General features: G+C 69.4%; 20 protein-coding genes. 13 read left to right on the forward strand and 7 right to left on the reverse strand.

What is annotated here, in order from left to right; genetic code table 11:
* The first annotated feature begins 148 nt into the window (after positions 1 to 148).
* The 7 genes from AB0O28_RS13485 to AB0O28_RS13515 all read left to right on the forward strand — a co-directional run bounded on the left by AB0O28_RS13485 (position 149) and on the right by AB0O28_RS13515 (position 5897).
* Positions 149 to 661 (forward strand): PH domain-containing protein, encoded by a 513-nt coding sequence (locus AB0O28_RS13485; RefSeq protein ID WP_363639670.1) that lies wholly within the window; start codon positions 149 to 151, stop codon positions 659 to 661.
* A 76-nt stretch (positions 662 to 737) separates the two neighbouring features.
* Positions 738 to 1739, forward strand: coding sequence for an adenylate/guanylate cyclase domain-containing protein (locus tag AB0O28_RS13490; RefSeq protein WP_363639672.1), 1002 nt, complete (start codon positions 738 to 740; stop codon positions 1737 to 1739).
* Positions 1740 to 1749: 10 nt separating this feature from the next.
* A complete protein-coding gene (locus AB0O28_RS13495) occupies positions 1750 to 2835 on the forward strand; it encodes an S-(hydroxymethyl)mycothiol dehydrogenase (RefSeq protein ID WP_363639674.1) in 1086 nt (361 codons plus the stop codon).
* A 143-nt stretch (positions 2836 to 2978) separates the two neighbouring features.
* Entirely contained in the window at positions 2979 to 3158 is a 180-nt protein-coding gene (locus AB0O28_RS13500; RefSeq protein ID WP_030509437.1) for a (2Fe-2S)-binding protein, read from the forward strand.
* Between the two features lie 13 nt (positions 3159 to 3171).
* Positions 3172 to 3654 (forward strand): bacterioferritin, encoded by a 483-nt coding sequence (bfr, locus tag AB0O28_RS13505; protein WP_363639677.1) that lies wholly within the window; start codon positions 3172 to 3174, stop codon positions 3652 to 3654.
* 270 nt (positions 3655 to 3924) lie between these two features.
* Positions 3925 to 4593 (forward strand): response regulator transcription factor, encoded by a 669-nt coding sequence (locus tag AB0O28_RS13510; protein WP_030451323.1) that lies wholly within the window; start codon positions 3925 to 3927, stop codon positions 4591 to 4593.
* Between the two features lie 35 nt (positions 4594 to 4628).
* Positions 4629 to 5897, forward strand: coding sequence for an ATP-binding protein (locus AB0O28_RS13515; RefSeq protein ID WP_363639679.1), 1269 nt, complete (start codon positions 4629 to 4631; stop codon positions 5895 to 5897).
* A 23-nt stretch (positions 5898 to 5920) separates the two neighbouring features.
* Here AB0O28_RS13515 and AB0O28_RS13520 read toward each other — a convergent pair whose 3' ends face one another.
* Positions 5921 to 6427 (reverse strand): GtrA family protein, encoded by a 507-nt coding sequence (locus AB0O28_RS13520; RefSeq protein WP_363639681.1) that lies wholly within the window; start codon positions 6425 to 6427, stop codon positions 5921 to 5923.
* A 242-nt stretch (positions 6428 to 6669) separates the two neighbouring features.
* Here AB0O28_RS13520 and AB0O28_RS13525 point away from each other — a divergent pair, with 242 nt between their 5' ends.
* From AB0O28_RS13525 to purE, 3 genes are all read left to right on the forward strand, one after another.
* Entirely contained in the window at positions 6670 to 7692 is a 1023-nt protein-coding gene (locus AB0O28_RS13525; protein WP_363639683.1) for a hypothetical protein, read from the forward strand.
* Between the two features lie 69 nt (positions 7693 to 7761).
* Positions 7762 to 8895: a 5-(carboxyamino)imidazole ribonucleotide synthase gene (locus AB0O28_RS13530; protein WP_363639685.1), complete on the forward strand. Its 1134-nt coding sequence runs from the start codon at positions 7762 to 7764 to the stop codon at positions 8893 to 8895.
* Positions 8888 to 9403 carry a 5-(carboxyamino)imidazole ribonucleotide mutase gene (gene purE / locus AB0O28_RS13535; RefSeq protein WP_363639687.1) on the forward strand — a complete coding sequence of 172 codons (516 nt, stop codon included), beginning with the start codon at positions 8888 to 8890 and terminating at the stop codon, positions 9401 to 9403. Before AB0O28_RS13530 ends, purE begins: the two co-directional genes overlap by 8 nt.
* A 41-nt stretch (positions 9404 to 9444) precedes the next feature.
* On the opposite strand, the gene AB0O28_RS13540 is transcribed toward purE, so the two are convergent.
* The gene (locus AB0O28_RS13540; RefSeq protein ID WP_363639689.1) at positions 9445 to 10758 is read right to left on the reverse strand and encodes a UDP-glucose/GDP-mannose dehydrogenase family protein; all 1314 of its coding nucleotides are present in this window, start codon (positions 10756 to 10758) and stop codon (positions 9445 to 9447) included.
* Positions 10759 to 10983: 225 nt separating this feature from the next.
* Here AB0O28_RS13540 and AB0O28_RS13545 point away from each other — a divergent pair, with 225 nt between their 5' ends.
* The gene (locus AB0O28_RS13545; protein WP_363639691.1) at positions 10984 to 12147 is read left to right on the forward strand and encodes an acyl-CoA dehydrogenase family protein; all 1164 of its coding nucleotides are present in this window, start codon (positions 10984 to 10986) and stop codon (positions 12145 to 12147) included.
* A gap of 323 nt (positions 12148 to 12470) precedes the next feature.
* Positions 12471 to 14126: a glycoside hydrolase family 44 protein gene (locus AB0O28_RS13550; RefSeq protein WP_363639693.1), complete on the forward strand. Its 1656-nt coding sequence runs from the start codon at positions 12471 to 12473 to the stop codon at positions 14124 to 14126.
* Positions 14127 to 14221: 95 nt separating this feature from the next.
* On the opposite strand, the gene AB0O28_RS13555 is transcribed toward AB0O28_RS13550, so the two are convergent.
* Genes AB0O28_RS13555 through AB0O28_RS13570 form a run of 4 tightly spaced genes read right to left on the reverse strand, consistent with a single transcriptional unit; the run spans position 14222 to position 21283 of the window.
* Positions 14222 to 15286 carry a patatin-like phospholipase family protein gene (locus AB0O28_RS13555; protein WP_363639695.1) on the reverse strand — a complete coding sequence of 355 codons (1065 nt, stop codon included), beginning with the start codon at positions 15284 to 15286 and terminating at the stop codon, positions 14222 to 14224.
* Positions 15276 to 16244: a hypothetical protein gene (locus AB0O28_RS13560; protein ID WP_363639697.1), complete on the reverse strand. Its 969-nt coding sequence runs from the start codon at positions 16242 to 16244 to the stop codon at positions 15276 to 15278. The genes AB0O28_RS13555 and AB0O28_RS13560 overlap by 11 nt, the downstream gene beginning before the upstream one ends.
* 47 nt (positions 16245 to 16291) lie before the next feature.
* Positions 16292 to 18817 (reverse strand): dynamin family protein, encoded by a 2526-nt coding sequence (locus AB0O28_RS13565; RefSeq protein ID WP_363639699.1) that lies wholly within the window; start codon positions 18815 to 18817, stop codon positions 16292 to 16294.
* A 9-nt stretch (positions 18818 to 18826) separates the two neighbouring features.
* The gene (locus AB0O28_RS13570) at positions 18827 to 21283 is read right to left on the reverse strand and encodes a dynamin family protein (protein ID WP_363639701.1); all 2457 of its coding nucleotides are present in this window, start codon (positions 21281 to 21283) and stop codon (positions 18827 to 18829) included.
* 463 nt (positions 21284 to 21746) lie between these two features.
* On the opposite strand from AB0O28_RS13570, the gene AB0O28_RS13575 reads away from it, so the two are divergent.
* Positions 21747 to 22844, forward strand: coding sequence for an FUSC family protein (locus AB0O28_RS13575; RefSeq protein WP_363639703.1), 1098 nt, complete (start codon positions 21747 to 21749; stop codon positions 22842 to 22844).
* A 181-nt stretch (positions 22845 to 23025) separates the two neighbouring features.
* Here the strand turns inward: AB0O28_RS13575 and AB0O28_RS13580 are convergent, their stop codons facing one another.
* Positions 23026 to 24204 carry a penicillin-binding transpeptidase domain-containing protein gene (locus AB0O28_RS13580; protein WP_363639705.1) on the reverse strand — a complete coding sequence of 393 codons (1179 nt, stop codon included), beginning with the start codon at positions 24202 to 24204 and terminating at the stop codon, positions 23026 to 23028.
* Between the last annotated feature and the right edge of the window lie 385 nt (positions 24205 to 24589).

Genomic DNA, 24589 nt, shown 5'->3' on the forward strand with positions numbered 1-24589 from the left:
GGAAGGGAGCGAGGACCGGAGCGAAGGCCCAGCGGAGCGGGCGTCGCGAGGACCGGAGGTTCCTTCCTGCGCAGTGACCGATCCGGCCAAGGTTCGTGGGCTAGCCGAACGCATGCAATCGACCGGCGATCGTGTCACGATTTGCGCCATGGGTCTCCCCGATCAATATCTGGCTGACGGCGAGCGGATCGTTCTATCGTTCCATCCGCACTGGAAGCGGCTGGTCCTGCCGGTCCTCGCCCTCATCGTCGTGCTGGCCGCCGCCGTCGCGGCCTTCATCTTCATTCCCGGCGACTACGAGTACGCGGGGTACGCCCGCGGCGCGGTGGCCGTGGTCGCCTTCGTGGCCCTGGTCCTGTGGACGATCATTCCGTATCTGCGCTGGGCGACGACCTCCTACACGCTGACCTCGCACCGCTTCGCCATCAGCACCGGAGTCCTCAACAAGTCGGAGGACGACATCCCGCTGGCCAAGGTGAGCAGCGTGAGCTCCGACCAGCGGCTCATGGAACGCATCCTGGGATGCGGCACGCTGCGGGTCGAGTCGGCCTCCGAGAAGGGCGACATCGACTACGAGGACATCCCCCAGATCCAGCGCGTACGGCACGAGCTGTTCCGGCTGGTGGAGGACGCCGCGGACGGGAACATCGACGGAGACTGAGCGCGACGTGGCCCCTGGGCCGTCCGGCCGGGCGGGCCCGGACACGACGAGGAAGCAGGACACGGGGGAGGGGGACGTGGACACAGGTGGGCGCCCCGGCGCCGACGAGATGCGGCAGCTGTTCCTGGGGCCGCCACCGGCCTACACGCGACGGCAGGTGGCCGAGGCGGCGGGCATCCCGCAGGATCTGGCGGCGAGGATCTGGCGGGCCCTCGGTTTCGCCACGTTCGCCGACGACGCCGTGGCGTTCACCGCGGCCGACCTGGCGGCCCTGCACCGCATCCGCGACCTGCTCGACGCGGAGATGCTCGACGAGCGGACCGTCATCCGCATGGCGAGGGCCCTCGGCCGTACGACCGCCCGGCTCGCCCAGTGGCAGGCCGAGATCATGGTCGACGCGCTGATCGAGCCCGGGGCGCGGGCGGGAGAGGACGCACTGCGGCAGATGATGGACACGGTCAGCCGTCTGCTGCCGGATTTCGAGCAGACGCTGGTGCACGTATGGCGCTCCCAGCTCGCCGCGACCGCGAGCCGCCTGGTCTCCCTGGCCGAGCCCGGCGAGGACGTCTCGCCGACCCGCCCGAGGCTCGCCGTCGGGTTCGCCGACCTCGTCGCCTTCACCCGCGTGTCGCGCGAGCTGGACGAGCTGGCGCTGGCCGACCTGGTCGAGGGGTTCGAGTCGCGGGCCTCCGACGTGATCGCGGCGCACGACGGGCGGCTGGTCAAGACGCTCGGCGACGAGGTGCTCTTCACCGCCGGCGACCCGCGGACCGCGGCCCTCATCGCGCTCGACCTGCTCGACGAGCTCAAGCGGGACGCCGAGGGGCCCGACGTGCGGGTGGGGCTCGCGTACGGGCCGGTGCTGCCGGCGATGGGCGACGTGTTCGGCACGACGGTCAACCTGGCGGCGCGGCTGACGGCCATCGCCCGGCCGGGCACGATCCTCGCCGACAGCGAGCTGGCCGCGGGCCTCGCCGAGGCGCCGGGCGTCGACCTGGTCAAACTCCGCCGCCGCCCCGCCAGGGGGCTCGGCGTGGTGGAGCCGTATGTTCTGAGGAGATCCAGCCGAGAAAGGTGAGGTGCGGGACATGCCGTACGAAGTCCAGGGCGTGGTGGCGCGCGGCAAGGGAGAGGCGGTGACGCTGGAGACGGTCGTCGTGCCGGACCCCGGGCCCGGCGAGGCGGTCGTCAATGTGCAGGCCTGCGGCGTCTGCCACACCGACCTCCACTATCGGGAGGGCGGCATCAACGACGACTTCCCGTTCCTGCTGGGCCACGAGGCCGCGGGCGTCGTCGAGGCGGTCGGCGAGGGCGTGACCGAGGTCGAGCCCGGCGACTACGTGATCCTCAACTGGCGGGCGGTGTGCGGGCAGTGCCGCGCGTGCCTGCGGGGACGGCCGTGGTACTGCTTCAACACCCACAACGCCGCGCAGAAGATGACCCTGGCCGACGGCACCGCGCTCAGCCCGGCGCTCGGCATCGGGGCCTTCCTGGAGAAGACCCTCGTGGCGGCCGGGCAGTGCACGAAGGTCAACCCCGCGGCCAAGCCGGCCGTCGCCGGCCTGCTCGGCTGCGGCGTGATGGCCGGCCTCGGGGCCGCGATCAACACCGGCGGCGTGACCCGGGGCGACACGGTCGCGGTGATCGGCTGCGGCGGCGTCGGCAACGCGGCCATCGCGGGCGCGCACCTCGCCGGAGCCCGGACGATCGTCGCGGTCGACGTGGACGACCGCAAGCTCGAGTGGGCCCGCGGCTTCGGCGCCACCCACACGGTCAACTCGCGCGAGACCGACCCCGTGGAGGCCATCCGCGACCTCACCGGCGGGTTCGGCGCGGACGTCGTGATCGAGGCGGTGGGCCGTCCGGAGACCTACAAGCAGGCCTTCTACGCCCGCGACCTGGCCGGGACCGTCGTGCTCGTCGGCGTGCCGACCCCGGAGATGCAGCTCGAACTGCCGCTGCTCGACGTCTTCGGCCGCGGCGGCGCGCTCAAGTCCTCCTGGTACGGCGACTGCCTGCCCAGCCGCGACTTCCCCATGCTGATCGACCTCTACCTGCAGGGCAGGCTCGACCTCGACGGGTTCGTCTCCGAGACCATCGGCCTCGACCAGGTCGAGGAGGCGTTCGGCAAGATGCACCGCGGGGAGGTGCTGCGGTCGGTCGTCGTGCTCTGACCTGCCGGGAAACCCGGGGAGGGGGCGGCGCCGCGCGGAGCGGCGCCGCCCCCTTTTGTGTCCCGGGTCACGTAGGCAAGCCTTACCAAAGTGAGTTATGTTAGGTATGCCTTACCTTCCAAAAGATCCCTGAGAGGCGACCCATGTACGTCTGCATCTGCCGCGCCGTCACCGAGAGCGAGGTGCACGACTGCATCGCCGACGGGGCGAGGACGGCTCGCCAGGTGCGGGACGTCACCGGTGCAGGGGGGGACTGCGCGTCCTGCGTCCGGAAGATCTGTGCGATCCTGAAACGGTCAGAAGACCTGGTAACCAGTGCATAGATCGAGGAAGCTTATGCAGGGCGACAAAGAGATCATCGCGCTGCTCAACGAGCAGCTCACCTCCGAGCTGACCGCCATCAACCAGTACTTCCTGCACGCGAAGCTGCAGGAGAACTGGGGGTATACGAAGCTCGCCGCCATCACGCGGGCGGAGTCGATCGACGAGATGCGGCACGCGGAGGAACTCACCGACCGGATTCTGTTCCTGGAAGGTCTGCCGAACTATCAGAAGCTCAACACCCTGCACATCGGCCAGACCGTCAAAGAGCAGCTTCAGGCCGACCTGGAGCTGGAGCTGGGCGTGATCAAGCGGCTGCGCCCGGGGATCGCCCTCATGCGGGAGCGGGGAGACATCACCTCGGCCACGCTCTTCGAGCGCATCCTGGCCGACGAGGAGCACCACGTCGACTACCTGGAGACCGAGCTTGGCCTTCTGGACAGCCTGGGCGAGCAGCTCTACCTCCAGCGGTACGCGGAGCCGCCGTCGTCCTCCTGAGGCCGTCGCTTGCCGCGCTCGTGGGAAGGCGCACGGGAATTCAGATGGACAACGCCCGCCGTCATCGTTTCGGCGGGCGTTTTTTATACCCTCATCCGCTTTCCTGTAACGATGTTCTGAATGGTCGAAAATAGGGTAGAAGATCGCGTCGCTTGCGTGCTGACTATCCCGGATTTATCAGTGTTTGCCCAGGTCAATTGATGAGTCAACGACAAGTCAAAAGGCGCGCTGTAGCCGGGAAACGATCGCACAAGGTCCTACGATCGCACCATGACCTGCGTACTTCTCGCCGAGGATGACACCTCGATTTCCGAGCCACTGGCGCGTGCCCTGCGCCGGGAGGGCTATCAGGTGGAGGTGAGCCCCGATGGCCCGCAGGCCCTGGAGAGGGCCTTGTCGGGGGGCGTCGACCTGATTGTTCTCGACCTCGGCCTTCCAGAGATGGACGGGCTGGAGGTCGCTCGCCGCATTCGCGCGGAGGGACACGGGACTCCGGTCCTGATCCTCACCGCCCGCGTCGACGAAGTCGACACCGTCGTCGGCCTCGACGCCGGGGCCGACGACTACGTGACCAAGCCGTTCCGCCTGGCAGAACTGCTCGCCCGCGTGCGGGCCCTGCTCAGGCGCGGCACATCGGAGACCCCGGTGGTGCAAGGCGTCCGCATCGACGCCGACTCCCGCCGGGCCTGGATGGGAGACAAGGAACTGCACCTGACCACCAAGGAATTCGACCTGCTGCGCGTGCTCGTACGTGACGCGGGCAAGGTCGTCACCCGCGAGCAGATCATGCGCGAGGTGTGGGACACGAACTGGTGGGGGTCGACGAAGACACTGGACATGCACATCTCGTGGCTGCGCCGAAAGCTCGGCGACGACGCGGCCAAGCCGCGCTACATCACGACAGTCCGAGGAGTCGGCTTCCGTTTCGAGCGCGAGTAGCCGTCGTGGGGCGGTTGCGGGGGAGGGGCTAGCACGTGCGCCGGCGCCTGCTTTCCTCCATGCTGCTCGTCGCGGTCATCGCGGTCCTGCTGTTAGGCGTGCCCCTGGGCGTGGTCGTCGTGCGCTTGATCAACGACGAGGTCGCCCAGGAGCTCAGGACGGACGCGAACCGCCTGCTGCTCGGAGTGGAGTACTCCGTCAGCCAGGGCCAGGAGATCAGTCCGGACCAGCTCGCGCGGAACTACCCGGACCGGTATCTCCAGGTGTTCGTCCGCGGGAATCCGCCGATCGTCGTGGGCTCGCCTCCGCCGGCGGGCCGCGACCTGACCGAGGAGGCGCGCTCCGAGAACGGTTACGTACGCGTCAGCCGCGACTCGGCTCAGATCCACCAGGACACCCAGGCGCGGCTGGTGCTCATCATCGCGCTCGCGGTCGTGGCACTCGGAGCCGCGATCGGACTGGCCACCGTCACCTCGCGTCGCCTGAGCCTGCCGCTCCAAGATCTCACCAGGATCGCGGAGCGGCTGGGCTCGGGCGACGCCAGGCCGAGCAGGCACCGCTACGGCATCCCGGAGCTGGATCTCGTGGCCGAGGTCCTCGACCGCAGCGCGCTGCGGATCTCCGACCTGCTCGCCCGGGAGCGCGAGTTCGCGACCGACGCATCCCACCAGCTGCGTACGCCGCTGACCGGGCTGAGCATGCGCCTGGAGGAGATCGTCGCGGCGGCCGACGAGCCCGAGGTGGTCCGCGAGGAGGGCGAGGCGGCGATCGTGCAGGTCGAGCGGCTGACGGCGGTGATCGACGAACTGCTGGCCGCAGCCCGCAGGCAGCGGCACGCCCAGGCGGAGCCGATCGACGTGGACGACGTGCTGGGGCAGCAGATCGTCGAGTGGGAGCCCGCGTTCCGGCGCGCTCACCGGTCGCTGGTGCTGGCGGGCGACCGCGGCCTGCGCGCCTTCGGCACGACCGGCGGGCTCAGCCAGGTGCTGTCCACTCTGCTGGAGAACTCCCTCAAGCACGGCGACGGCGTGCTGACGATCAACACATCGAGTACGGGCAGGTCTGTGGTGATCGAGGTGGCCGACGAGGGGCCGGGCATCCCGGAGGCCCTCGGCCACCGGGTGTTCGAGCGGAGCGTCAGCGGAGGGGGCGGCACGGGCCTGGGGCTCACCCTCGCCCGCGCCCTGGTGGCCGCGGACGGCGGGCGGCTGGAGCTGGTCAAGCGGTGCCCGGCGACCTTCGCGATCTTCTTACGCCACACCCGCGACAACGACCGTCACCGCGTGGTGAGCGGCCCCGCCTGACGGGCGGTTCGGCTGGGTGCCGCTCAGCGGGTGGCGAGGGGGTCGGCCTGTGCCTTCACCTCGGGGTGGGGCCGCGCGCCGGCCTCCTCGGCCAGTTCGGGAGTCGCCAGGAACACCCACTTCTTGTACGACCAGAGGCGGAACAGCGTGCCGATCACCAGGCCGACGAGCTGGGCGACGTTGTAGCTCAGCGTGTCGTGCAGGCCCAGGGTGTAGGTCCTGAACCCGATGGCGATCAGTGAGGGCAGCAGGCCGATGCCGTTCAGCAGGAAGAACAGGACGTACTCGCGTGCCAGGCCGCTCTGCTGACGGTGCCGGTAGGTCCAGAAGCGGTTGCCCGCGTAGGCGAACGTCGCGGCGACGACGGTGGAGATGACCTTCGAGATGATCGGGCCCAGGCCGACGCCGAACGTCAGCAGGTTGGCGCCGCCGTAGTCGATGACGAACGCGATCGCGCCGATCGTGCCGAACTTGAGCAACTCGTGGATGAGCGCGGCGAACCGCTCGTAGGCGCTTCGTAGAAGTTGCACGTCCCGCACGGTCCTTCCTGTTCAGCGGCCATGGTCGGCGGCGAGGTCTTCTCAGGCTACCGGTAGCAAGCACAAATCGGGGTCTTGCCGCAACCCTGACCCGCTTCGCCGCAGGTCACCAAAGAACATTTCAAGAAAAATCCTGCTATGCGGGATGGCTGGGGGCTCTTCGCACTACGCTCTCGCCCGACCAGGATCACTTCGCTTCGGGGGCGCCTGCTCTGGAGGGGTGGCCTTTCACCGTGTTGCGGAGACTCACGACCCTCGGTCTCGGCCTCGTCCTGCTCGCGGGGTGTGGGACCGAGGGCTTACGCGGGATCCCGGCCGATCCCGGCGCCACGTCCCCGGAGACGGCCGAGATCACGATGGCCGACGCCCAGGCGGCCTTCGACAGCCTGAGCGACCTCGCCGACGCCTGGAAGGACGAGGACTGCGCCAAGGTCGGGCAGCTCACGACGGGGGTCGAGAGCACCGTGGGCCGCCGCGTCTGCGCGGCCGCGCCCGGTTCTCCCGGCCCCCGGACCATCGGATCTCACGGAAGATTTCAATCCGCGAGGGGCCCTCGCGGATGGGGTGATCCGGAGTTCCTGCTGCCCGCCCGGCAGGACGGCGGTGACGGCGCCTGGTTCGCCGTGCTGGCCGCAAAGCCCAGGCCCGCCTACTTCGTCTTCGTACGGGCGGACGGCCGGTGGCGGCTCGGCGCCGGGCCGATCCCGGTCGTGGGCAAGGCGCCGACGGCGATGGACGGCGTGGAGGGCGAGGTGACCGACGCCGCGGCCGATCCGGGCGCGGCCGTCGGGGCGCGGCTCGCACCCACCCGGCACGTGGCGTTCCTGACCGATCCCGCGGGGGTGGCCGGAAAAGGGGTCAGCGGGGTGCGCTTCGCCTCCGGCGACCCCATGCGCGGCCTTCTCACGGAACTGGTCGGCGCCCCCGGCAGGGCCCGCCCCGATCACCTGTCCACGGACGTGCGCATCGAGGGACCGGCCCGCGCGCTCGCGCTGCCCGGCGGCGGGTCGCTGGTGTTCCACGCGCTGCGCGTCGTCTTCAGCCAGAGGCCGGGCTCGGGCCGTTCCTCCCTCGTCCATCCCCGGTATCGGGCCGCCGACGTACGCGCGTTCACCGGCGGCACATCCGCGACCGTCACCGGCAGCGAGGTCCTGATGCTGGCCACCGAGGTGTCCGAGGACAACACGATGACGACCGTGGGTCTGCGGCGGGTCCTCGCGGACATCGGCGAGGGCACAGACGGGGGCTCCGGCTGACGGGGTTTGCGGCGCGACTGGGTAGGCTTACGTGCCGTGAACAGCCCGAACGTTCCCCCCTCCAAGCCCGTGACCGCCCCAGTTGTGGGCATGGTCGGCGCGGGCCAGCTCGCGAGGATGACGCAGCAGGCCGCGATCGCGCTCGGCGTCGACCTTCGCGTGCTCGCCGGCGCCCGTGACGAGAGCGCCGCCAAGGTCATCGTGGACACCCACCTCGGCGACTACCGCGACCTCGCCGACCTGCGGGAGTTCGCCAAGGGGTGCGACGCCGTCACCTTCGACCACGAGCACGTGCCGACCGAGCACATCCGGGCTCTGGCCGCGGACGGATACGCCGTACACCCCGGGGCCGACGCCCTCGTCCACGCGCAGGACAAGGCGGTGATGCGCGAGCGGCTCACCGCGATCGGCGCGCCCTGCCCTGCCTGGGCCAGGGTCGGCGACCTGGCCGGCGTCGAGGCGTTCGCCGAGGAGCACGGCTGGCCGGTGGTGCTGAAGGCGGTGCGCGGCGGCTACGACGGCCGGGGCGTGTGGGTCTGCTCGTCCCCTGACGAGGCACGTGAGGTCCTCGCCACCGGCGTGGACCTGCTGGCCGAGGCGTTCGTCCCGTTCGAGCGGGAGGTCGCCGTGCTGGTCGCCCGGTCCCCGCACGGCCAGGGCGTCAGCTACCCGGTCGTGGAGACCGTGCAGAAGGACGGCATCTGCGTCGAGGTCATCGCGCCCGCGCCGGGCCTGAGCGAGGAGGAGACGGCGCACGCCCAGCGGGTCGCGCTCACGATCGCGCGCGACCTCGGCGTGACCGGGCTCCTCGCGGTCGAGATGTTCGTCACGAAGACCGGGCTCGTGGTCAACGAACTGGCCATGCGCCCGCACAACAGCGGCCACTGGACGATCGAGGGCGCCCGCACCTCGCAGTTCGAGCAGCACCTGCGGGCCGTGCTCGACCTGCCGCTCGGGTCGCCGTCGATGACCGCGCCGGTCGTCGTCATGGCCAACCTGCTGGGTGGTCCCGACCCCGACGTGTACTCCCGGTATGAGCACGTGATGGCCAACGACCCGGGCATCAAGATTCATTTCTACGGCAAGGACGTGCGGCCCGGCCGGAAGATCGGGCACGTCACCGCCCTCGGGACCGACCTCGACGAGGTGCGGGCCCGCGCTCACCACGCCGTCACCTGCCTGAGAGGACCTGTGGATGCCTGACGCCGGGCCTGATGTCGGAATCGTCATGGGGAGCGACTCGGACTGGCCGGTGATGCGCCAGGCCGCCGAGGCGGTCGCGGAGTTCGGCGTGTCCTTCGAGGCCGACGTGGTGTCGGCGCACCGCATGCCCGCCGAAATGATCGACTACGGCTCCCGCGCCGCCGGGCGCGGCCTGAAGGTGATCATCGCAGGGGCCGGCGGCGCCGCCCACCTGCCGGGCATGCTGGCCTCGGTCACGCCGCTGCCCGTGATCGGGGTCCCGGTGCCGCTCAAGTATCTGGACGGCATGGACTCGCTGCTGTCGATCGTCCAGATGCCGGCCGGCGTGCCCGTGGCGACCGTCGCCGTCGGCGGGGCCCGCAACGCGGGACTGCTCGCCGTACGGATCCTGGCCGCGTCGGACGAGAGGCTGCGGCGGCGGATGGAGGAGTTCCAGGCCGCCCTGCGCGACCAGGCGCACGCCAAGGGCGAGCGGCTGCGCGCCGAAGCGGCCCAGCTCGGTCAGTAGTCGGCCCGGTAAGTAGGCGCCTCGGTCAGTAGGCGCCTCGATCAGGGGCGGCCGAGGGCGTGGTAGTCCCAGCCGGCGTCCCGCCAGGTCTCCGGGTCGAGCGCGTTGCGGCCGTCGACGATCGTGCGCGTCGCGACGGCCGCTCCCAGCTCCTCGGGGTCGAGGGCGACGAACTCCTGCCACTCGGTGAGCAGCAGCACCACGTCGGCCTCGCGGGCGGCCTCCAGGGCCGACTCGGCGTACCCGAGGTGGGGATGGGCCGCCCGCGCGTTGGGCAGGGCGACCGGGTCGTAGACCGTGACCTGCCCGCCCTGCTCGGCGATCTTCACCGCCACGTCGAGCGCCGGCGAGTCGCGAATGTCGTCGGAGTTGGGTTTGAACGCCGCTCCCAGCACCGCGACCCTACGGCCGTCGAACGCCCCGCCCAGCAGGTCGCGGGCGAGGTCGGCGGTCCGGGTGCGGCGCCGCAGGTTGATCTCGTCGACCTCGCGCAGGAAGGCGAGCGCCCGGTCGGCGCCGAGCTCGTCGGCCCTGGCCGTGAACGCCCTGATGTCCTTCGGCAGGCAGCCGCCGCCGAAGCCGAGGCCGGGGTTGAGGTACCTGCCGCCGATCCTCTCGTCGTACGACAGCGCCTGTGCCAGCTGGGTGACATCGCCGCCGGCGGCCTCGCAGACCTCGGCCATGGCGTTGATGAAGGAGATCTTCGTGGCCAGGAACGCGTTCGCGGCCGACTTCACCAGCTCGGCGGTGGGGAAGTCGGTCACCACGATCGGGACCTCGCCCAGGGGCGCGTAGACGTCCCGCAGCACCTTCTCGGCCCGCTCCGAGACGACCCCCAGCACGATCCGGTCGGGCCGGAGCGTGTCCTGCACCGCGAAGCCCTCACGCAGGAACTCGGGGTTCCAGGCCAGCTCGACCTGCATGCCGGCGGGCGAGAGCCGTACGAGCTTGTCGGCGAGGCGCTCGGCGGTGCCGACCGGCACCGTGGACTTGCCCACGACCAGGCACTCGCGGTCGAGGTGGGGAGCCAGGGAGTCGACGACCGCGTCGAGGTAGGAGACGTCGGCGGCGTACCCGCCCTTCTTCTGGGGGGTGCCCACACAGATGAAGTGGACGTCGCCGAACTTCGCCGCCTCCTCGTAGGAGGTGGTGAAGCGCAGCCTGCCCGAGTCGAGGTTGCGGCGGAGGAGCTCCTGCAGACCGGGCTCGTGGATCGGCAGCTCGCCGCGCCGTAGCTGCTCGATCTTGCCTTGGTCCACGTCCAGACCGAGCACTTCGAAGCCCAGTTCGGCCATGCACGCCGCGTGCGTAGCACCCAGATATCCGGTCCCCAGCACGGTGAGGCGGTACGGCACGGCATGCTCCCCTCTTACCGACTCTTTGTGATCTGGCATGGTACCGGCCCAACCAACTGCCCAGTGAACCACCTGGGCAAACCGGCACCATGGCCCCCACGGTACGGGTCCGGGGCCGTACGGTCGACGCCAGGACATCACTTCCTCACCCCTGTCAGGGTGATGCGTCAGGGGAGGTGTCGTACTGACTGGTAACTTTCTATTCGGACGTCCTAGTATCGCGCTATGAGCTTCCCTCTCTACGCCCCAGCTGAGGAGCACGAGATGCTCCGCGAGACGGTCCGGGCCCTCGCCGACGAGAAGATCGCCCCGCGTGCCGCGGCGGCCGACGAGAACGAGGAGTTCCCCTGGGAGGTCTACAAGGACCTCGTCGCCGCCGACCTGCATGCCGTCCACATCCCCGAGCCGTACGGCGGGGCGGGTGCCGACGCGCTCGCGACCGTGATCGTGATCGAGGAGGTCGCCCGCGCGTGCGCCTCGTCCTCGCTGATCCCGGCTGTCAACAAGCTGGGCACCGTGCCGCTGCTGCTGTCGGCGTCCGAGGAGCTCAAGCGGCGCTACCTGACCCCGGTCGCCCGGGGGGAGGCCATGTTCTCCTACGCCCTGAGCGAGCCGGAGGCGGGCTCGGACGCCGCCTCGATGAAGACCAGGGCCGAGCGGGACGGCGACCACTACGTGCTGAACGGCACCAAGATGTGGATCACCAACGCGGGCGTGTCGGAGTACTACACGGTCATGGCCGTGACCGACCCGGCGGCCGGCGCCCGGGGCATCTCCGCCTTCGTCGTGGAGAAGGACGACGAGGGCGTCTCGTTCGGGCCCAAGGAGAAGAAGCTCGGCATCAAGGGCTCGCCCACCCGCCAGGTCATCCTGGAGAACGTCCGGATCCCGGCGTCGCGCATGATCGGCGAGCCGGGCACCGGGTTCAAGACCGCCCTGGCCACGCTCGACCACACCCGCGTCACGATCGCCGCGCAGGCGCTCGGCATCGCCCAGGGCGCGCTCGACTACGCCGTCGGGTACGTCAAGGAGCGCAAGCAGTTCGGCAGGCCGATCGCCGACTTCCAGGGCCTGCAGTTCATGCTCGCCGACATGGCGATGAAGCTGGAGGCCGCCCGGCAGCTCACCTACGCCGCCGCCGCCAAGTCGGAGCTGGCCATGAACGGCACCCCGGTCAAGGACCTCACGTTCTTCTCCAGCGCCGCCAAGTGCGCCGCCTCCGACGCCGCCATGGAGATCACCACCGACGCGGTGCAGCTCCTCGGCGGGTACGGCTACACGCGCGACTTCCCCGTCGAGCGCATGATGCGTGACGCCAAGATCACCCAGATCTACGAGGGCACCAACCAGATCCAGCGCATGGTCATGGCCCGCCAGCTCCTCAAGTAGCCCCTGACCGGCGGAAACCCCGCCTCCCCTGGTGGACCGGGCGGGGTTCGCCGGCGCACGAAGTCGATCTGCGGGTCGCCGTGCGGCCGAGAGGCCGGATTCGTGGGCTGCGTGCAACTTTCAGGCTGTCCTCCCGAATCGCGGCCGGGTTGTTACAAGGCGGCCAAGGCTGGACCGGGAGACGCCCGAAGTCAGGGGGCCGGGTTTCTTCGGTTCCGCATGGCCGCCCGCCTCCGCGCGACTGCGGCGCCTTGACTCGGGTGAAGCGTCCGGTCAGGCTCCTCGGTTGTCGACCGGTGGATCGATTGACGGGAGCGTCGACGATGGGTGTTCAACGGCGGCGGAAGCTGCGATCGGCCACGACGCTCGGCGTAGCGGTGTCCTTCGTGGCGGGGACATTGACCGCCCAGGCGGCCCTGAACCCGGCCGCGGCGGCAGCGGGTCCCACGTTGTCGGTGGACCTGTCCGCCGCCCGGCATGCGATCAGTCCGGACATCTACGGCATGAACGGCGCCGACCCGGCGTTCGCCGCAGAGATCGGCCTGCCGGTGGCGCGCTGGGGCGGCAACGCGAGCACGCGTTACAACTTCAAGAACCACACCTACAACACGGGAAGCGACTGGTACTTCGAGAACATCGTCGCCGGGCCCGACAACACGGTCGAGGCGTTCGTCACGACCAACCGGGACCGCGGCACCAAACAGGTCGTCACCGTGCCGATGAGCGGGTGGGTGGCCAAGGACTCGCCCGCCGAGCACCCGTTCGCCTGCGGATTCCCTGCCAGCCGGTTCCCCGCTCAGGACGGATTCGACCAGTGGGACGCCGGCTGCGGCAACGGCAGGCTCAACAACGCGAACCTCACCGGGGCGGTGCCTGAGGACACCTCGATCCCGGTGGGCGCCTCATTCGACGGCGAGATGGTGTCGCATCTCGTGAGCCGGTTCGGCAGGGCGGCGCGCGGCGGCGTGTCGATCTACGAGCTCGACAACGAGCCGGTGTTGTGGAACTCCACGCATCGCGACGTGCACCCCGAGGCGGTCTCATACGACGAGCTGGGCGGCAAGAGCACCGCGACCGCCGCGGCCATCAAGGCCGCCGACCCGAGCGCGGCCGTGCTCGGCCCGTCCGGCTGGGGATACTGCGAGTGGGTCGCGTCCGGGGTGGACGGTTGTGCGCCGGGCGCCGACGCGGCCGCGCACGGCGGGCTCAACCTGTCGCAGTGGTTCCTGAAGAACATGAAGGACTACAGCGACGCGCACGGCCGCAAGCGCATGCTCGACTACTTCGACCAGCACTACTACCCGCAGATCAACGGCGGCAAGGACCCCGAGTCCAACGCGTGGCGGCTGCGGTCCACGCGTTCGCTGTGGGACCCGACGTACGTCGAGGAGTCCTGGATCGGCCCCACGGGCGTGAACGCGCCGCCGCTGCAGTTCATCCGCAAGATGAAGGAGTGGGTCGCGCAGTACTACCCCGGCACGAAGACCGCGATCACCGAGTACAACTGGGGCGCGCTGGACGACATCAACGGCGCCCTGGCGCAGGCCGACGTTCTCGGCATCTTCGGTCGTGAGGATCTCGACCTCGCGACCATCTGGGGCGAACCCCAGCCGACGCAGCCCGGCGCCTACGCGTTCCGGATGTATCGCAACTATGACGGCGCGGGGAGCCGGTTCGGCGACGTGAGCGTGTCGGCGGCCAGCAGCGATCAAGGGCAGCTGGCGGTGTACGGGGCGCAGCGCTCGCGCGACAAGGCGCTGACCCTGATGGTCATCAACAAGACCGGCGGTGAGCTGACCTCACCGTTGTCGATCGCCGGACTGCACGGCAACGCCAAGGCACAGCGATTCACCTACGGCCCGGCCGATCTCGGCTCGATCGTGCGCGGTGACGATCTCCTGGTGCACCAGGGCCGGGTCACTGCGACGTACCCGGCGAATTCGATCACCCTGCTGGTCGTGCCGGGGCATCGGCGTTGATGGTTCCCGGGAGGGAGCGGCCCTGGCCGGCCGACCCCTCCCGGCCCGGACATGTAATCACCTCGCGGGCGCCGCCGGCCGGCAGCGCCCGCGTTCTAGGCGTCGAGCGGGAACTCTCGGTCGAGCGCGTCGGCCGCCTCGACCGCCAGGGACCGGCTGGTCCGAAGGTGATCGGTCGCTTCGAGCGCTGCACGGAGCGGTTTCAGGGCGTCTTCCGCATCCTCATCGCCGCGTCGGATGAGCCACTCGATCCGCTCGGGTGAGAAATCGAGCATGCCGTTCGCCCAGCCGAGAGGTCCCGGATCCGCGAGGGGACGGGTCGGACGGATCTCGATCACCTCCAGCCCCGGATAATCCCGTGCGTTCCACAACGACCCCTGCTGGAGATGCACGACGACGACGAAGCGGCAGTCGGGGTCGGCGGCGATGGGCCCGACCGGCAGGTTGTCGAACAGGCCTCCGTCGCGGTAGCGGATGCCCGCGACCTCCCGGGGTGGCAGGACGGGCGGCAGGGACGCACTGGCCAGCACCGCGTGATGTACCTGCGAGGCCGCCAGCCGATTGACGCAGAGCCATCGTCCCTCCGTGGTGAAGGGCGCCCGGATCACGTCGAGCAGCCAGCCCCAGCTGGGCACGACCAGGTCGTAGCCGGCCGCCGGATAGGCCGACACGTAGAAGCGCGGTCCGGTACGGAGCTCGGCGATGCCGACGTGCCGGACGATGAGGTCCTCGATGAAGCCGTGTCGCAGGACCGGGCTGGCGAAATTCGAGATCAAGCTGCCCAGTTGTCCCAGCGCCGACGGATCCGGCGGCTCCCAGGCGCCGGAAGACGGCGGACCGGGCGGCCCGCCAGGGGGGATCGGGTTGGGCGCTTCGGCTCGTCCCGCCACGGCGCCTACCTCGCGCCACACCGCCAGGAGCCGTTGCGCGCCGTCCTTGAGGGATTTCTCGCAGGCCAGGATCGCGCCGTTCAGCGCTCCGATGCTGGCTCCGCAGATCATTCGGAGCTCCAGCCCGTGACGGGCGAGACACGCCGCGACCCCCGCCTGGTATGCGCCTTTGGCGCCACCCCCGCTCAGCACCAGTCCCACGTGGGCTCGCGGTTCCGGCGGCTCGGGGAGGGACGGCCGGCTGCCTGCTCCGAAAGCATCACTCGTCATCGTCGTTCTCCAGTCCCGCACGGAGAACGTGGGCCGCGTCGGCTTGCTCGTTGACGATGCGCCGGACGAAGCCGATCGGCTCCGCGCTGCCGTCCAGCCATCCGTGCCGCTGCCGGACCAGCTCCAAAGCGATCTTCCCCGGATGCTCCGGCGCGCCCTCGGGGATCGCCGCGAGTTCGAGTGCCGTCACCAACGCCGCGCACAGCGGCCACATCGGCGTCGCCAGTCGCCCGGTCAGCCCGCTGCCGAGAAGTTCCGCGATCAGCAGTCGACGCTCGGGCGTGTGCAGCCGGTTGGCGGCTTCGTCAAGCAGCCCACTCACCGTGAACGGCGCGGGGACCGCCCTGCGGGTCCACTCGTGGCCGAGAATGCTGTTGATCAGCTTGTCGCGGTATCGGTGATCACCGGTGAGATATTCGACCTGGCCCGCGGGGCCGATGGCCACCTCCCAGGCAAGCAGGGCGACCTGGCATATCCAGGGCAGATCACCGTACGTCTGGCCGCTCGCCCATGCGCCGACCGACAGCTCGAAGCTCGCCTGGGCCGTGAAGTTGAGCTCAAGGACGTCCTGCCGGCGTTCGATCCAGTCCAGACGGCGCTCGATCCGGGTAAGCCGGTCGTCCACTTGGCTGAGCGCCTCGTCGAGGAACTCGGCGAGCAGGCGCATGCCCTCGGCGTTCCGCCGGCCCGCGGCGTCGGCCTGCGCGAGCCGGCGCCGGGTGTCGAGGACCTGCCGTGTCACCCGGGCCAGAGTGAGGTTGGTGACCGCGCTGCTCTCGGTCACCTCGGTGACCCACTCCATCAGCGCACGCTGACCACCGGCAAGCGCCCCGAGGGCGACTCGATCGGCCTGTGCGCTCTTTCCGGTGATCCCGTCGATCATGCGGCTGAAGACCGATCTCCGCCGCCCACTCAGGTCCTCGGCGACGCGGATGCCGTTGGCCAGTTCGAGGAGCATCCGATCCGGAACCAGGGGGATCCCCCTCGCTGTTTGTTCCAAAGAGTTCATGTCGGCTGTCTTTCGGTGATCGTCAGGCTCAGAGCGAGTTCAGAGGTCAGTCGAGCGAGCTGGGGATCCGCGACGGACACAGGCGTGAGAGCGGCCAGAAGACGCCGGGCAGTGGCCCGCCCCATGAGGCGTCCACCATCCCGGTGCAGCGTGGTGAGAATCGCCTGGCGTGCCCGCCGGATGCCGGAGCGAGCGAGCAGGCGCGACGCGATCTCCCGTCCGCGATCGGCGTCGAACTCCGTCAGACGCTCCTCCCAGTCTCCCGGGTAGCAGACGGAGAGCAAGGCCCGCGTTCGATCATCTCGTCGCGCGCACTCCTCTTCCGGGCGACCCGCGGCACCGGGCCCTGCCAGATAGGCCAGCGCAACCTCCGCCCGATGCGCGGACATCTCCACGATGTGCTCCTCCATCACACCGATCTCTGCGCGCACGAGCCGGCGCACGCCGGCCTCGTCGCGGTCTCCCGGCCGCCGCTGGTCGACCCGATTGACCACGGCCCAGACGCCCTGGTCACCGACGACCTCGATGAACGCGCGCAGGAGTTCGCGGGTCGCATGGTCGGCCTCGCTGGACAACCGGGTGAAATCGAGCACGAGAATCACCGCGTGCGCCTTGTCCAGCTCGGCCCGGATGAGCGGTCGTAAGTCCCCGGACAGGCCTCCCTCGTCCAATCCCGGCGTATCGACAAGTTGGATCCGGCACCCTCCGGGCGCGCCGTCGCCGTACGGCACGAGGACGTCCACGGGCTCACGCAGGTGGGGAGGCAGGGATTGGCCCGGGGTCAGGAGCAGGCACAGCCGGACGAGGTCGTTGATCTCGGTCAAGGCCTCCCGAACCCGATCGGCGCCGACGTGTTCGGCTCCCATCTGGAAGGCGTTTTCGTGCAGCCGCTGGAGCATGAGAGCGAGATGCAGGTGGCGATCGACCCGGAGACGAGCGGACTCGGGAGGATCGACCACGGAGCGGATGCGGTGGGCGAGCACCTGTAGTCCGTGGCGGAACCGGGTGTCCAGACGCAGCGTGGGAACCGGGCATTCGCCGGGACTGCGGAGCGACAGGTAGGTCGGAAAGCACGTCATCGCGGCATGTCGCGTCGGCAGTACCTCGGCCCCCAGGAGCGCGTTGATCAGCGTGGACTTCCCGGCGCTCATGGGCGCGACGACCACGACCCGGACGTCGGCGGAGCCGTTGGCCAGACGCCTGAGCTCGGTCGCGGTGTCCGCCGGGATCCCAGGGTGCCCCGCGGCCGCGGTCAACGGCCAGCGCAGGATCTGGGGAACCTCGCCGTCGACGCCGGTGATGATTTCCTCGGCGGTTCGTCGAAGTCCGGCGAACTCCGACGCGAGGTCGTGCAGGGCTCGCTGCTGCGTCAGCACAGCGGCGAGTTCATGCCCGATCGAACGCCTCGTCGCGACGAGGACGTCCGCGCAGCGGGACACGTAGGTGTCGCGTGCCGTGAGATAGGCACCGAAGGCCCCTCGCCACAAATTCTTCAGGTGGGTGTCGACCTCGGCACGAAGCGCCTCGGTCACCCGGTGGCATGCCGCGGCCAGCGACGCGTTGACGGCGTCGCGGGTCGCCATGTGACCGCGGTGGCCGAAGAACCTGAGATCACGTGGATAGGAGGCGGCCAGGACGACCCGGCGCACCAGTGACGTCTCGGGGGGTGTGGGGTGAACGGCGTCGCGGGCGACCACCCGGAGCGCCTCCGCTACGAGCTCCGCCCGGGGACCGGCCGGCCGGGCGGGTGTCCTCGGCGGTTCGGCGCCCACGAGTCTCGCGATCCCCCCGGCGGTGCTCCCGCCGATGTCGACGGCGCCTTCCGCTGCCAGGGCGCGTAGCGCCTGGTCTGCCGCTGCGGCTTCCGCGTGACAGCGGCCCACGACCGTGTCGATCTCCAGCAGACAGGTCTGGACGGCGGAGCCGATCGATCTCAGGGCCGGTCGGCAGTGGCGTTCGAGGTATTCCTGTGCGTGGTCGCGTGAGGCGAAGATCCTGGCATGCTCCCGGCCCCAGCGTGTGTCCGCCCCGGGCAACGGCGCGTGACGCAGCGACCGGAGTGCCTCCGCCGAGCTGTCAACGGCGGCAGCGACGGCATCGTGCGCGGCAGTCGTGATCTGATCCTGGATCCGTGTGGCCGGCGGAAGCGTGGTGCGTGCCTCCATGAGCCGCCGCTCCCCGGCGAGCAGCCGGTCGAGAGACTGCCGGTAGGCCTCGGCGCGGGTGGCGAGGCGCGTGTCCGTCGCTCCCACACCACTGTCGACCGCGCTCTGCAGCAGCACGGTCAGATCTCGCACCGCGCGCAGGGTGCTCACGGCGCCGACGGGGGCACCACCGCCCAAGGCCGACCTCACCTCACCGGCGATGCGATCGGCGAATTCGTCCCGGCCCGGCACCTCGCCCCGGCCGTTCGCCGCGGCGTCTCGAAACAATGCGGCCAGCCCGTTCAGGCAGGCGACGAGCCTGGTTCGCAGGCGCGCCGCCGCCGGATCTCCGTCACGCGAGGACGTGATCGCGCCCACTGTGGCGAATCACTTCCCGGCCTTGAGCTGGCGCTGGAAGCTCGCGATCGCGATGAGATGCTCCTCGGCGGCGGTGATGACGGCCATGAGCTTGGCGTGCATCTCCTGCTGCTGCACGTCGCTCTGGCCGGCGTCCTCCAGAGCCTGCTTCAGGCTGGCGTGATATCGCCCGAGAAACGCGTCCAGGCCGTCGTAATAGGCCATGAGCTGCGCCGACAGCTCTCCGACGACGTACTCGCCGAGCTCCTGGGCGATCTGGTCGATCTGGCTGGAGAAACTCATGCTGAGCTCTCGCTTGACCCTCTCCTGGCTGACCAGGAAGACCGACTCCTCGACCTGATACTCCTCAGAGGTGATCCTCTTCCGAGGTATCAGCCTGAGCCAGTACTTCCATTCCCGGACTTTCTTCTCGACGTTCCGCGTCTTCTTGACCGTGTACACCTGCTCCTGCGGGCCGGCCGCGGGCACCTCGATGTCGTGATAGGCGATGTCGAGCTCAGGCACGGTGAGCGTGACGTCGAACGCCGTCGAAAGACGGCGACTGGCCCGCTCGATGATGGGGCGTGCCTTTCTGTCCTCGGCTGCCACGACCTTCGTCGCGATCTCGGCGACCGCGCCGGCGATCTCGTCGCGCCCCTGCTCGAGAGCGGCTCGCAGCGGCTCCATCACCGCCCCTGTCAGGAGGTTGATGTGCAGGTCCGCCTCCGCCCTCGTGCCGAACTCCAGCACTCCGGGTGATCGGTGCTTCTTTCCGCTGATCGCGTCGCCCACGGACTCCCTGGCCAGGTGGATGCGGCGGCCAAGCCAGCCGAAGACGCCTGTGTCCGATGAAGCGGAGCGGGTCTCGCCGACGTCGAGCGCCGACAGGACATGGTCGCCCGCCACGCGCAACCTCGCGATGTGGGCGTTCAACCGGCCCTGAATCTCTTTGCTGAGTTGCTTCGGCTGCGGCATGTCCGACCGCAGCCTCTCCAGCAGTCTCGTCTCCTTCTTCAGCGCCTCCAACTCGTCCTGGATGCGTTTCGCGTCGGCGGCGGCCCCCTGCATGCGCAACCTTGCGACCTCGATCAGCGATTTGAGCACCGCGTCGAGCTGATTCAGAGCCGAACCGATCAGGATCGGCACGGCCTCCGCACGCACCCGGCTGATCCCGTGCTGGAGGAGCTGCGGCAGTCCCGACTCGTCCCATTTGCGGGCCGCACGCCTGCGCAGTTGCTCGTGGCTCCAGGTGCGCAGTGCGTCGTTGCGATCCTCGTCATCCTCGTACTGCTCCCAGACGAACTGGCGGGCAGCATGGTCGTCGGCGATGACCAACCGCTCGCCCTCCCGATCGAGGGCCGCGAGCGCCTTGGCCGCGACGAGGCCGAGACGGCCCTTCGTCTCGAAAATCCGCCGGTCCTCGGAATTCTCGACGAGGCCGAGGTCTACGCGGACGAAACGCTGGACACCTTCCGTGTCACGGTCGCCCGGCCTCCGCTGGTCCACCTTGTTGACGACCGCGTACAGTTTCCCCCGGCCGATCTGTTCGACCACCGGGTCGGTGAGATTCTTGATTTTCTCGTCCGCCTCGCGACCCATTGCGGTGTAGTCCAGCAGAATCAGGACGACATGGCAGTTTTCCAATTGAGTCCGCACCGCGCCGGTGAGCCGGACCGCGGTCCCCGTCTCGTCGGGTCCGGGTGTGTCGATGAGGGAGAGCCGGCCCGTCGTTTCGGCTGTGCCCAGCTCGGGCCGCCGCCAGTACGGCGTGCGCAGTGTCGGGGCGTCGGAGATCTGACCGAGGATATCCGCCGTGGGAAGCAGCATGCCGCTGAGCCGAACCAGATCGTTCAGCAGGATCAGAACTGTGAGCACGCGTGAGTGCCCCCGATAACATTCCTCGATCGGGCCGAGCTTCCTGGCGCGTAGATCTTCGAGCAGCTCCTCCAGGTGAGAGAGTTTGTCGGCCAGCATGGAGAAATGGTTTTCGACCTGGACGGCCAGTTCCTCGATGAGCGAGGAAAAAAGCAGAGCGTCCTCCCTGGCGATGGTCAGCTCCGGTTCGGTCAGACCGTCGACCAGTTCGATCCGGGTCGGCAGGGTGGTCATCGCCTCACTGCGCGCGGGCAGTAGGTCGTATCCGACGATAGCGTTGATGATCGTCGACTTTCCGGCCTTCATCGGCGCCACGATCGGCATTCGCAATTCGAGGTCGACCACCGACTGGCGCCGTCGGCGGAGGTGTCGCAGGGACGCCTCCGAGTCACTGTCGTCGGGCGACCAGTGCAGGGCAGAGGCAGTGGCCTCCTCGAGTAGTTCGATCACGGCCGTGAATCGCGTGACCACATCCTTGTGCAACTGCAGCCAGTAGTCCGACTCCACGATTTTCCCTTCGCCATGGAAGACGCCGGCTCGACTGATTCGCAGAGTAACGTCGCGCTGTCCACTTGTCAGTAATTCGCCGGGAACCGGAAAAATTGACAGCAACCCAATGAATTATTTGAGGGTGCTCGTTAACGTGTTTTTTGGTCAATTCTGATCGGAAAGGTGTGACCTCGCGGCATAGCTGATGTTCTGTCCCTGATGGGCGCTATGTTCTAAATTGCGCCCGGCAATTCGATCTCTGTGCACTGAGCGGTGCCGGCGCCGCTGCTGGAGGCCGTCGATGGTGAGGGTTGTACGGCGTGACCTCGACGGAGCCGGCGGCCGGTCGTCGCGGTGCTGTCCGGGGTGCGCGAGGTGTCCCGATGGCGATGGCTTGATCGCCGGGCGGCGGACGCGGCCCGTCGCCGAACGCCTGAGGTGCGGAAGTCCCGCCTCGGGCAGTGGGGTTTCGTGCTCCGGCGGGCGGGTGGCCCGCGGATCCCTCGATCTTCGCCGATTAGCTCACATCAGAAGATTTCGGGGCAAATGTGATCCCAATGTCATAAAGATCCGACATCGTGGAGGGGTGCGGACGTGGCTCGGTGATCAGGTGAGGAAACGGCTGGGCACGTTCGGCCTGATCGGGCCCTCCATCGTGCAGTGTGCCGTAGGAGCCGCGCTGGCCTGGATCGCCGCCGTTCATCTGCTCGGCCACGCCCACCCCCTCTTCGCACCCATCTCTGTGATGATCTGCGTGGGGGTGGGGCACGCGCAGCGGCTGCGCAGGCTGGCCGAGCTGGTGGTCGGCGTCAGTCTGGGGGTGGGCGTCGGCGACCTGCTGGTGTCCTGGATCGGCTCGGGTCCCTGGCAGCTGGCGCTCGTGATCGCGCTGGCGATGACCGTCGCGGGGCTGTTGAACAGCAGCGAGCTGTTCGTGTCGCAGGTCGGGTCGTCCGCGGTGCTGGTCGCCATGCTGGTGCCGGGCGAGGACGGCGGCGGGCTCGACCGGATGGCCGACGCGCTCACCGGTGGCATCGTCGGCATCGTCGCGGTCGCCTTGCTGCCCGCCAGTCCTCTCACCATCGCGGGCAAACATCTGTCCGGCGTACTGGACGCCTTCTCCACCGTGCTGGAACAGGCGGCGGAGGCCATCGAGAAGGGCGATATGGACCTGGCGGCCGAGGCGCTGGAGTGCGGACGCAAAACCCAGACCGCGGTCGAGGAGTTCGCGGCGGCGCTGGAGAACAGCAAGGAGATCATCAGGATCTCGCCGCTGCGCCGGCACCACCGAGCCAGGCTGGCCAGATATCAGACCGCCGCCCTACCGGTGGACCTGGCGCTGCGCAACGCACGCGTACTGGTCCGCCGCACGCTCGCGGCGATGGGGGAGCCGAGCCCGCCGCCGGTGGCGCTGGCGGAGTTGCTGCGCGAAGTCTCGGAGGCGGCACTGTTGCTCCAGCTCGAACTGGGGGCCGGGCGCGAACCGACGTTGGCCAGGCAGGCGCTGCTCGCCGTCGCCGCACGGGAGCGGCCCAAGACCCTGGGCTTCTCGGCGAACGTCATCATCGCGCAGCTGCGCTCCATCGCCGTCGACCTGCTCGAGGCGACCGGGATGGATCACGACGAGGCCTCGGCGACGCTGACCCCCCTCAACGAGTTGAGCGACGAGAGCATGCGCGGCTGAGGCCGAACGCCCTGCCCGCCGTCACCCTCTGCTCCGCGAGGACGATCACCCGTGCCTGAGCATCGTTACGAGCAGGGGGATCGAGCGGCGGGATCGAGCGGCGCCGGGTGCTGTGGCGGCTCCCATAGCGACTTCACCGCGTCGTCCCGGGAGTAGCGGCGCTTGACCGCTCACCGAGTGGTCAGGGGGGTGGGCAGGCGTCGTGGCAGCCGCCGAAGCGCTCGGTGTCCGGCCGGACGAACCGGGTCTCCTGCGTGCCGCGCAGCGCCTTGCTCATCGCCTTCTTCCAGATCAGGCCGGGAATCGACGTGCCGTCCATGTGCGCGTAGTGGCGGCCGCCGATGGTGACGTCCACCATCGGGTGCCGTAGCGGGCCACGAGAGTCGCCGAGGCTGACGGCCGAGGCCAGGCCGGGGGTGTAGCCGGCGAACCAGGCGGTGCGGGAGGCGTCGCCCATGCCGGGCATGCCCGCCGCCTCGTGGCCGACGCCCTTGAGCGGACTCCTCGCCAGGACGTCCGACAGCACTCCGGTGACGGCGTCGGCGACCGCCGGGTCCAGGACCTGCACGCAGTGCGGTGGGAAGGAGCGGGTGGCACCGGAGCCGTCGCGGATTTCGGCGATCACCCTCGGCTCGCAGAAGCGGCCGCGGGCGGCGAGGCTCGCGTACGAGTTGGCTACCGAGATGGGATCGACCTCGTTGAAGCCCAGTGCGAACGTCTCGAATTCCCGGAGCGGTTCCCCGGCGGCGCTCCTGAGGCCGAGCCGCTCGGCCGTCTTGACGACCTCGCACAGGCCGACCTTCTGCTGCAACTGCATGTGGAAGGTGTTCACCGCGTCCCGGGTGCCCGATCGCAGGGTGACAAACCGGGTCCCGCCCTCCTTCCGGTTGTGCACGGCCATTCTCGTATCGGCGACAAGCCGGCCCGCACAGTCCTTGAACGCCGAGAAGCGGGGGGCGCGGTACTCGTCCGCGACGACGAAGCCGTCCTCGTACCGCAGCCCTGCGGCGAGCGCGGCGGTCAGGGCGTAGGGCATCGCCGTCGTGCCCTGCGCGAAGGCCGGCCCGTCGGCGGGATCACGGTTGGTGGCCATGGCCCTGACGGCGCCCTCGCCGGGAACGATCACGACCTGGGCGGCGAGCTGCGGATCGTCGCGATGGACGTAGGCGTCGACGGCTCGCTGCGCGGCCCGCTGGAGCCGCGGGTCGATCGTCGTCCGGATCGTCAGGCCGTCGCGGGTGAGCAGTTGCGGGTCCTCGGCGAGAAGTCGCTTCCTGACCTGACGGCAGAGATAGGGATGTCCGCTGCCCGCGCAGTCGCCGGAGAACTCCTCGATGACGGTGCCGTCGACATCCAGCAACACGCTCTTCCGGGCCGCCGCAGGGGAAGCGGAGGCCGCGGAGGAAACGGAGGCCGTGCCGGTGGAACTTGACGCCGCGCGCTCCTCATTCGCACCGCCGTCCGGCGCCGTCCGCAATAACAGGAGGACCGCGACAAACGCCCCCACTGCGGCGGCGCCCAGGAGTGCGAGCATTGTCTTCATCGTTGCCCTTCGGGTGCACCTTTTCGAGAGATGATCCGGGAACGGCGGAGTTCAGACAACTGGCCGGAAAGACGACATCGGCCCGCGGACGCCGGCCGGGGTGATCCGGCAAGCGAGATTTCCCGCATGAGGATCTTGTGAGCGCGTTGCGGGTGGGATAAGAGTGGTAACGACATCACCGACCCTTGTGGGGTTGGTCGAC

The organism is Microbispora sp. NPDC088329, assembly GCF_040685655.1.
In the GTDB taxonomy this organism is placed as follows: Bacteria; Actinomycetota; Actinomycetes; order Streptosporangiales; family Streptosporangiaceae; genus Microbispora.

What these genes read in the sequence shown, in the direction of transcription:
- AB0O28_RS13485 (WP_363639670.1), top strand. Translation starts at nt 149, where the DNA reads ATGGGTCTCCCCGATCAATATCTGGCTGACGGCGAGCGGATCGTTCTA.
- AB0O28_RS13495 (WP_363639674.1), top strand. Translation starts at nt 1,750, where the DNA reads ATGCCGTACGAAGTCCAGGGCGTGGTGGCGCGCGGCAAGGGAGAGGCG.
- AB0O28_RS13500 (WP_030509437.1), top strand. Translation starts at nt 2,979, where the DNA reads ATGTACGTCTGCATCTGCCGCGCCGTCACCGAGAGCGAGGTGCACGAC.
- bfr (WP_363639677.1), top strand. Translation starts at nt 3,172, where the DNA reads ATGCAGGGCGACAAAGAGATCATCGCGCTGCTCAACGAGCAGCTCACC.
- AB0O28_RS13510 (WP_030451323.1), top strand. Translation starts at nt 3,925, where the DNA reads ATGACCTGCGTACTTCTCGCCGAGGATGACACCTCGATTTCCGAGCCA.
- purE (WP_363639687.1), top strand. Translation starts at nt 8,888, where the DNA reads ATGCCTGACGCCGGGCCTGATGTCGGAATCGTCATGGGGAGCGACTCG.
- AB0O28_RS13545 (WP_363639691.1), top strand. Translation starts at nt 10,984, where the DNA reads ATGAGCTTCCCTCTCTACGCCCCAGCTGAGGAGCACGAGATGCTCCGC.
- AB0O28_RS13550 (WP_363639693.1), top strand. Translation starts at nt 12,471, where the DNA reads ATGGGTGTTCAACGGCGGCGGAAGCTGCGATCGGCCACGACGCTCGGC.
- AB0O28_RS13555 (WP_363639695.1), bottom strand. Translation starts at nt 15,286, where the DNA reads ATGACGAGTGATGCTTTCGGAGCAGGCAGCCGGCCGTCCCTCCCCGAG.
- AB0O28_RS13560 (WP_363639697.1), bottom strand. Translation starts at nt 16,244, where the DNA reads ATGCTCCTCGAACTGGCCAACGGCATCCGCGTCGCCGAGGACCTGAGT.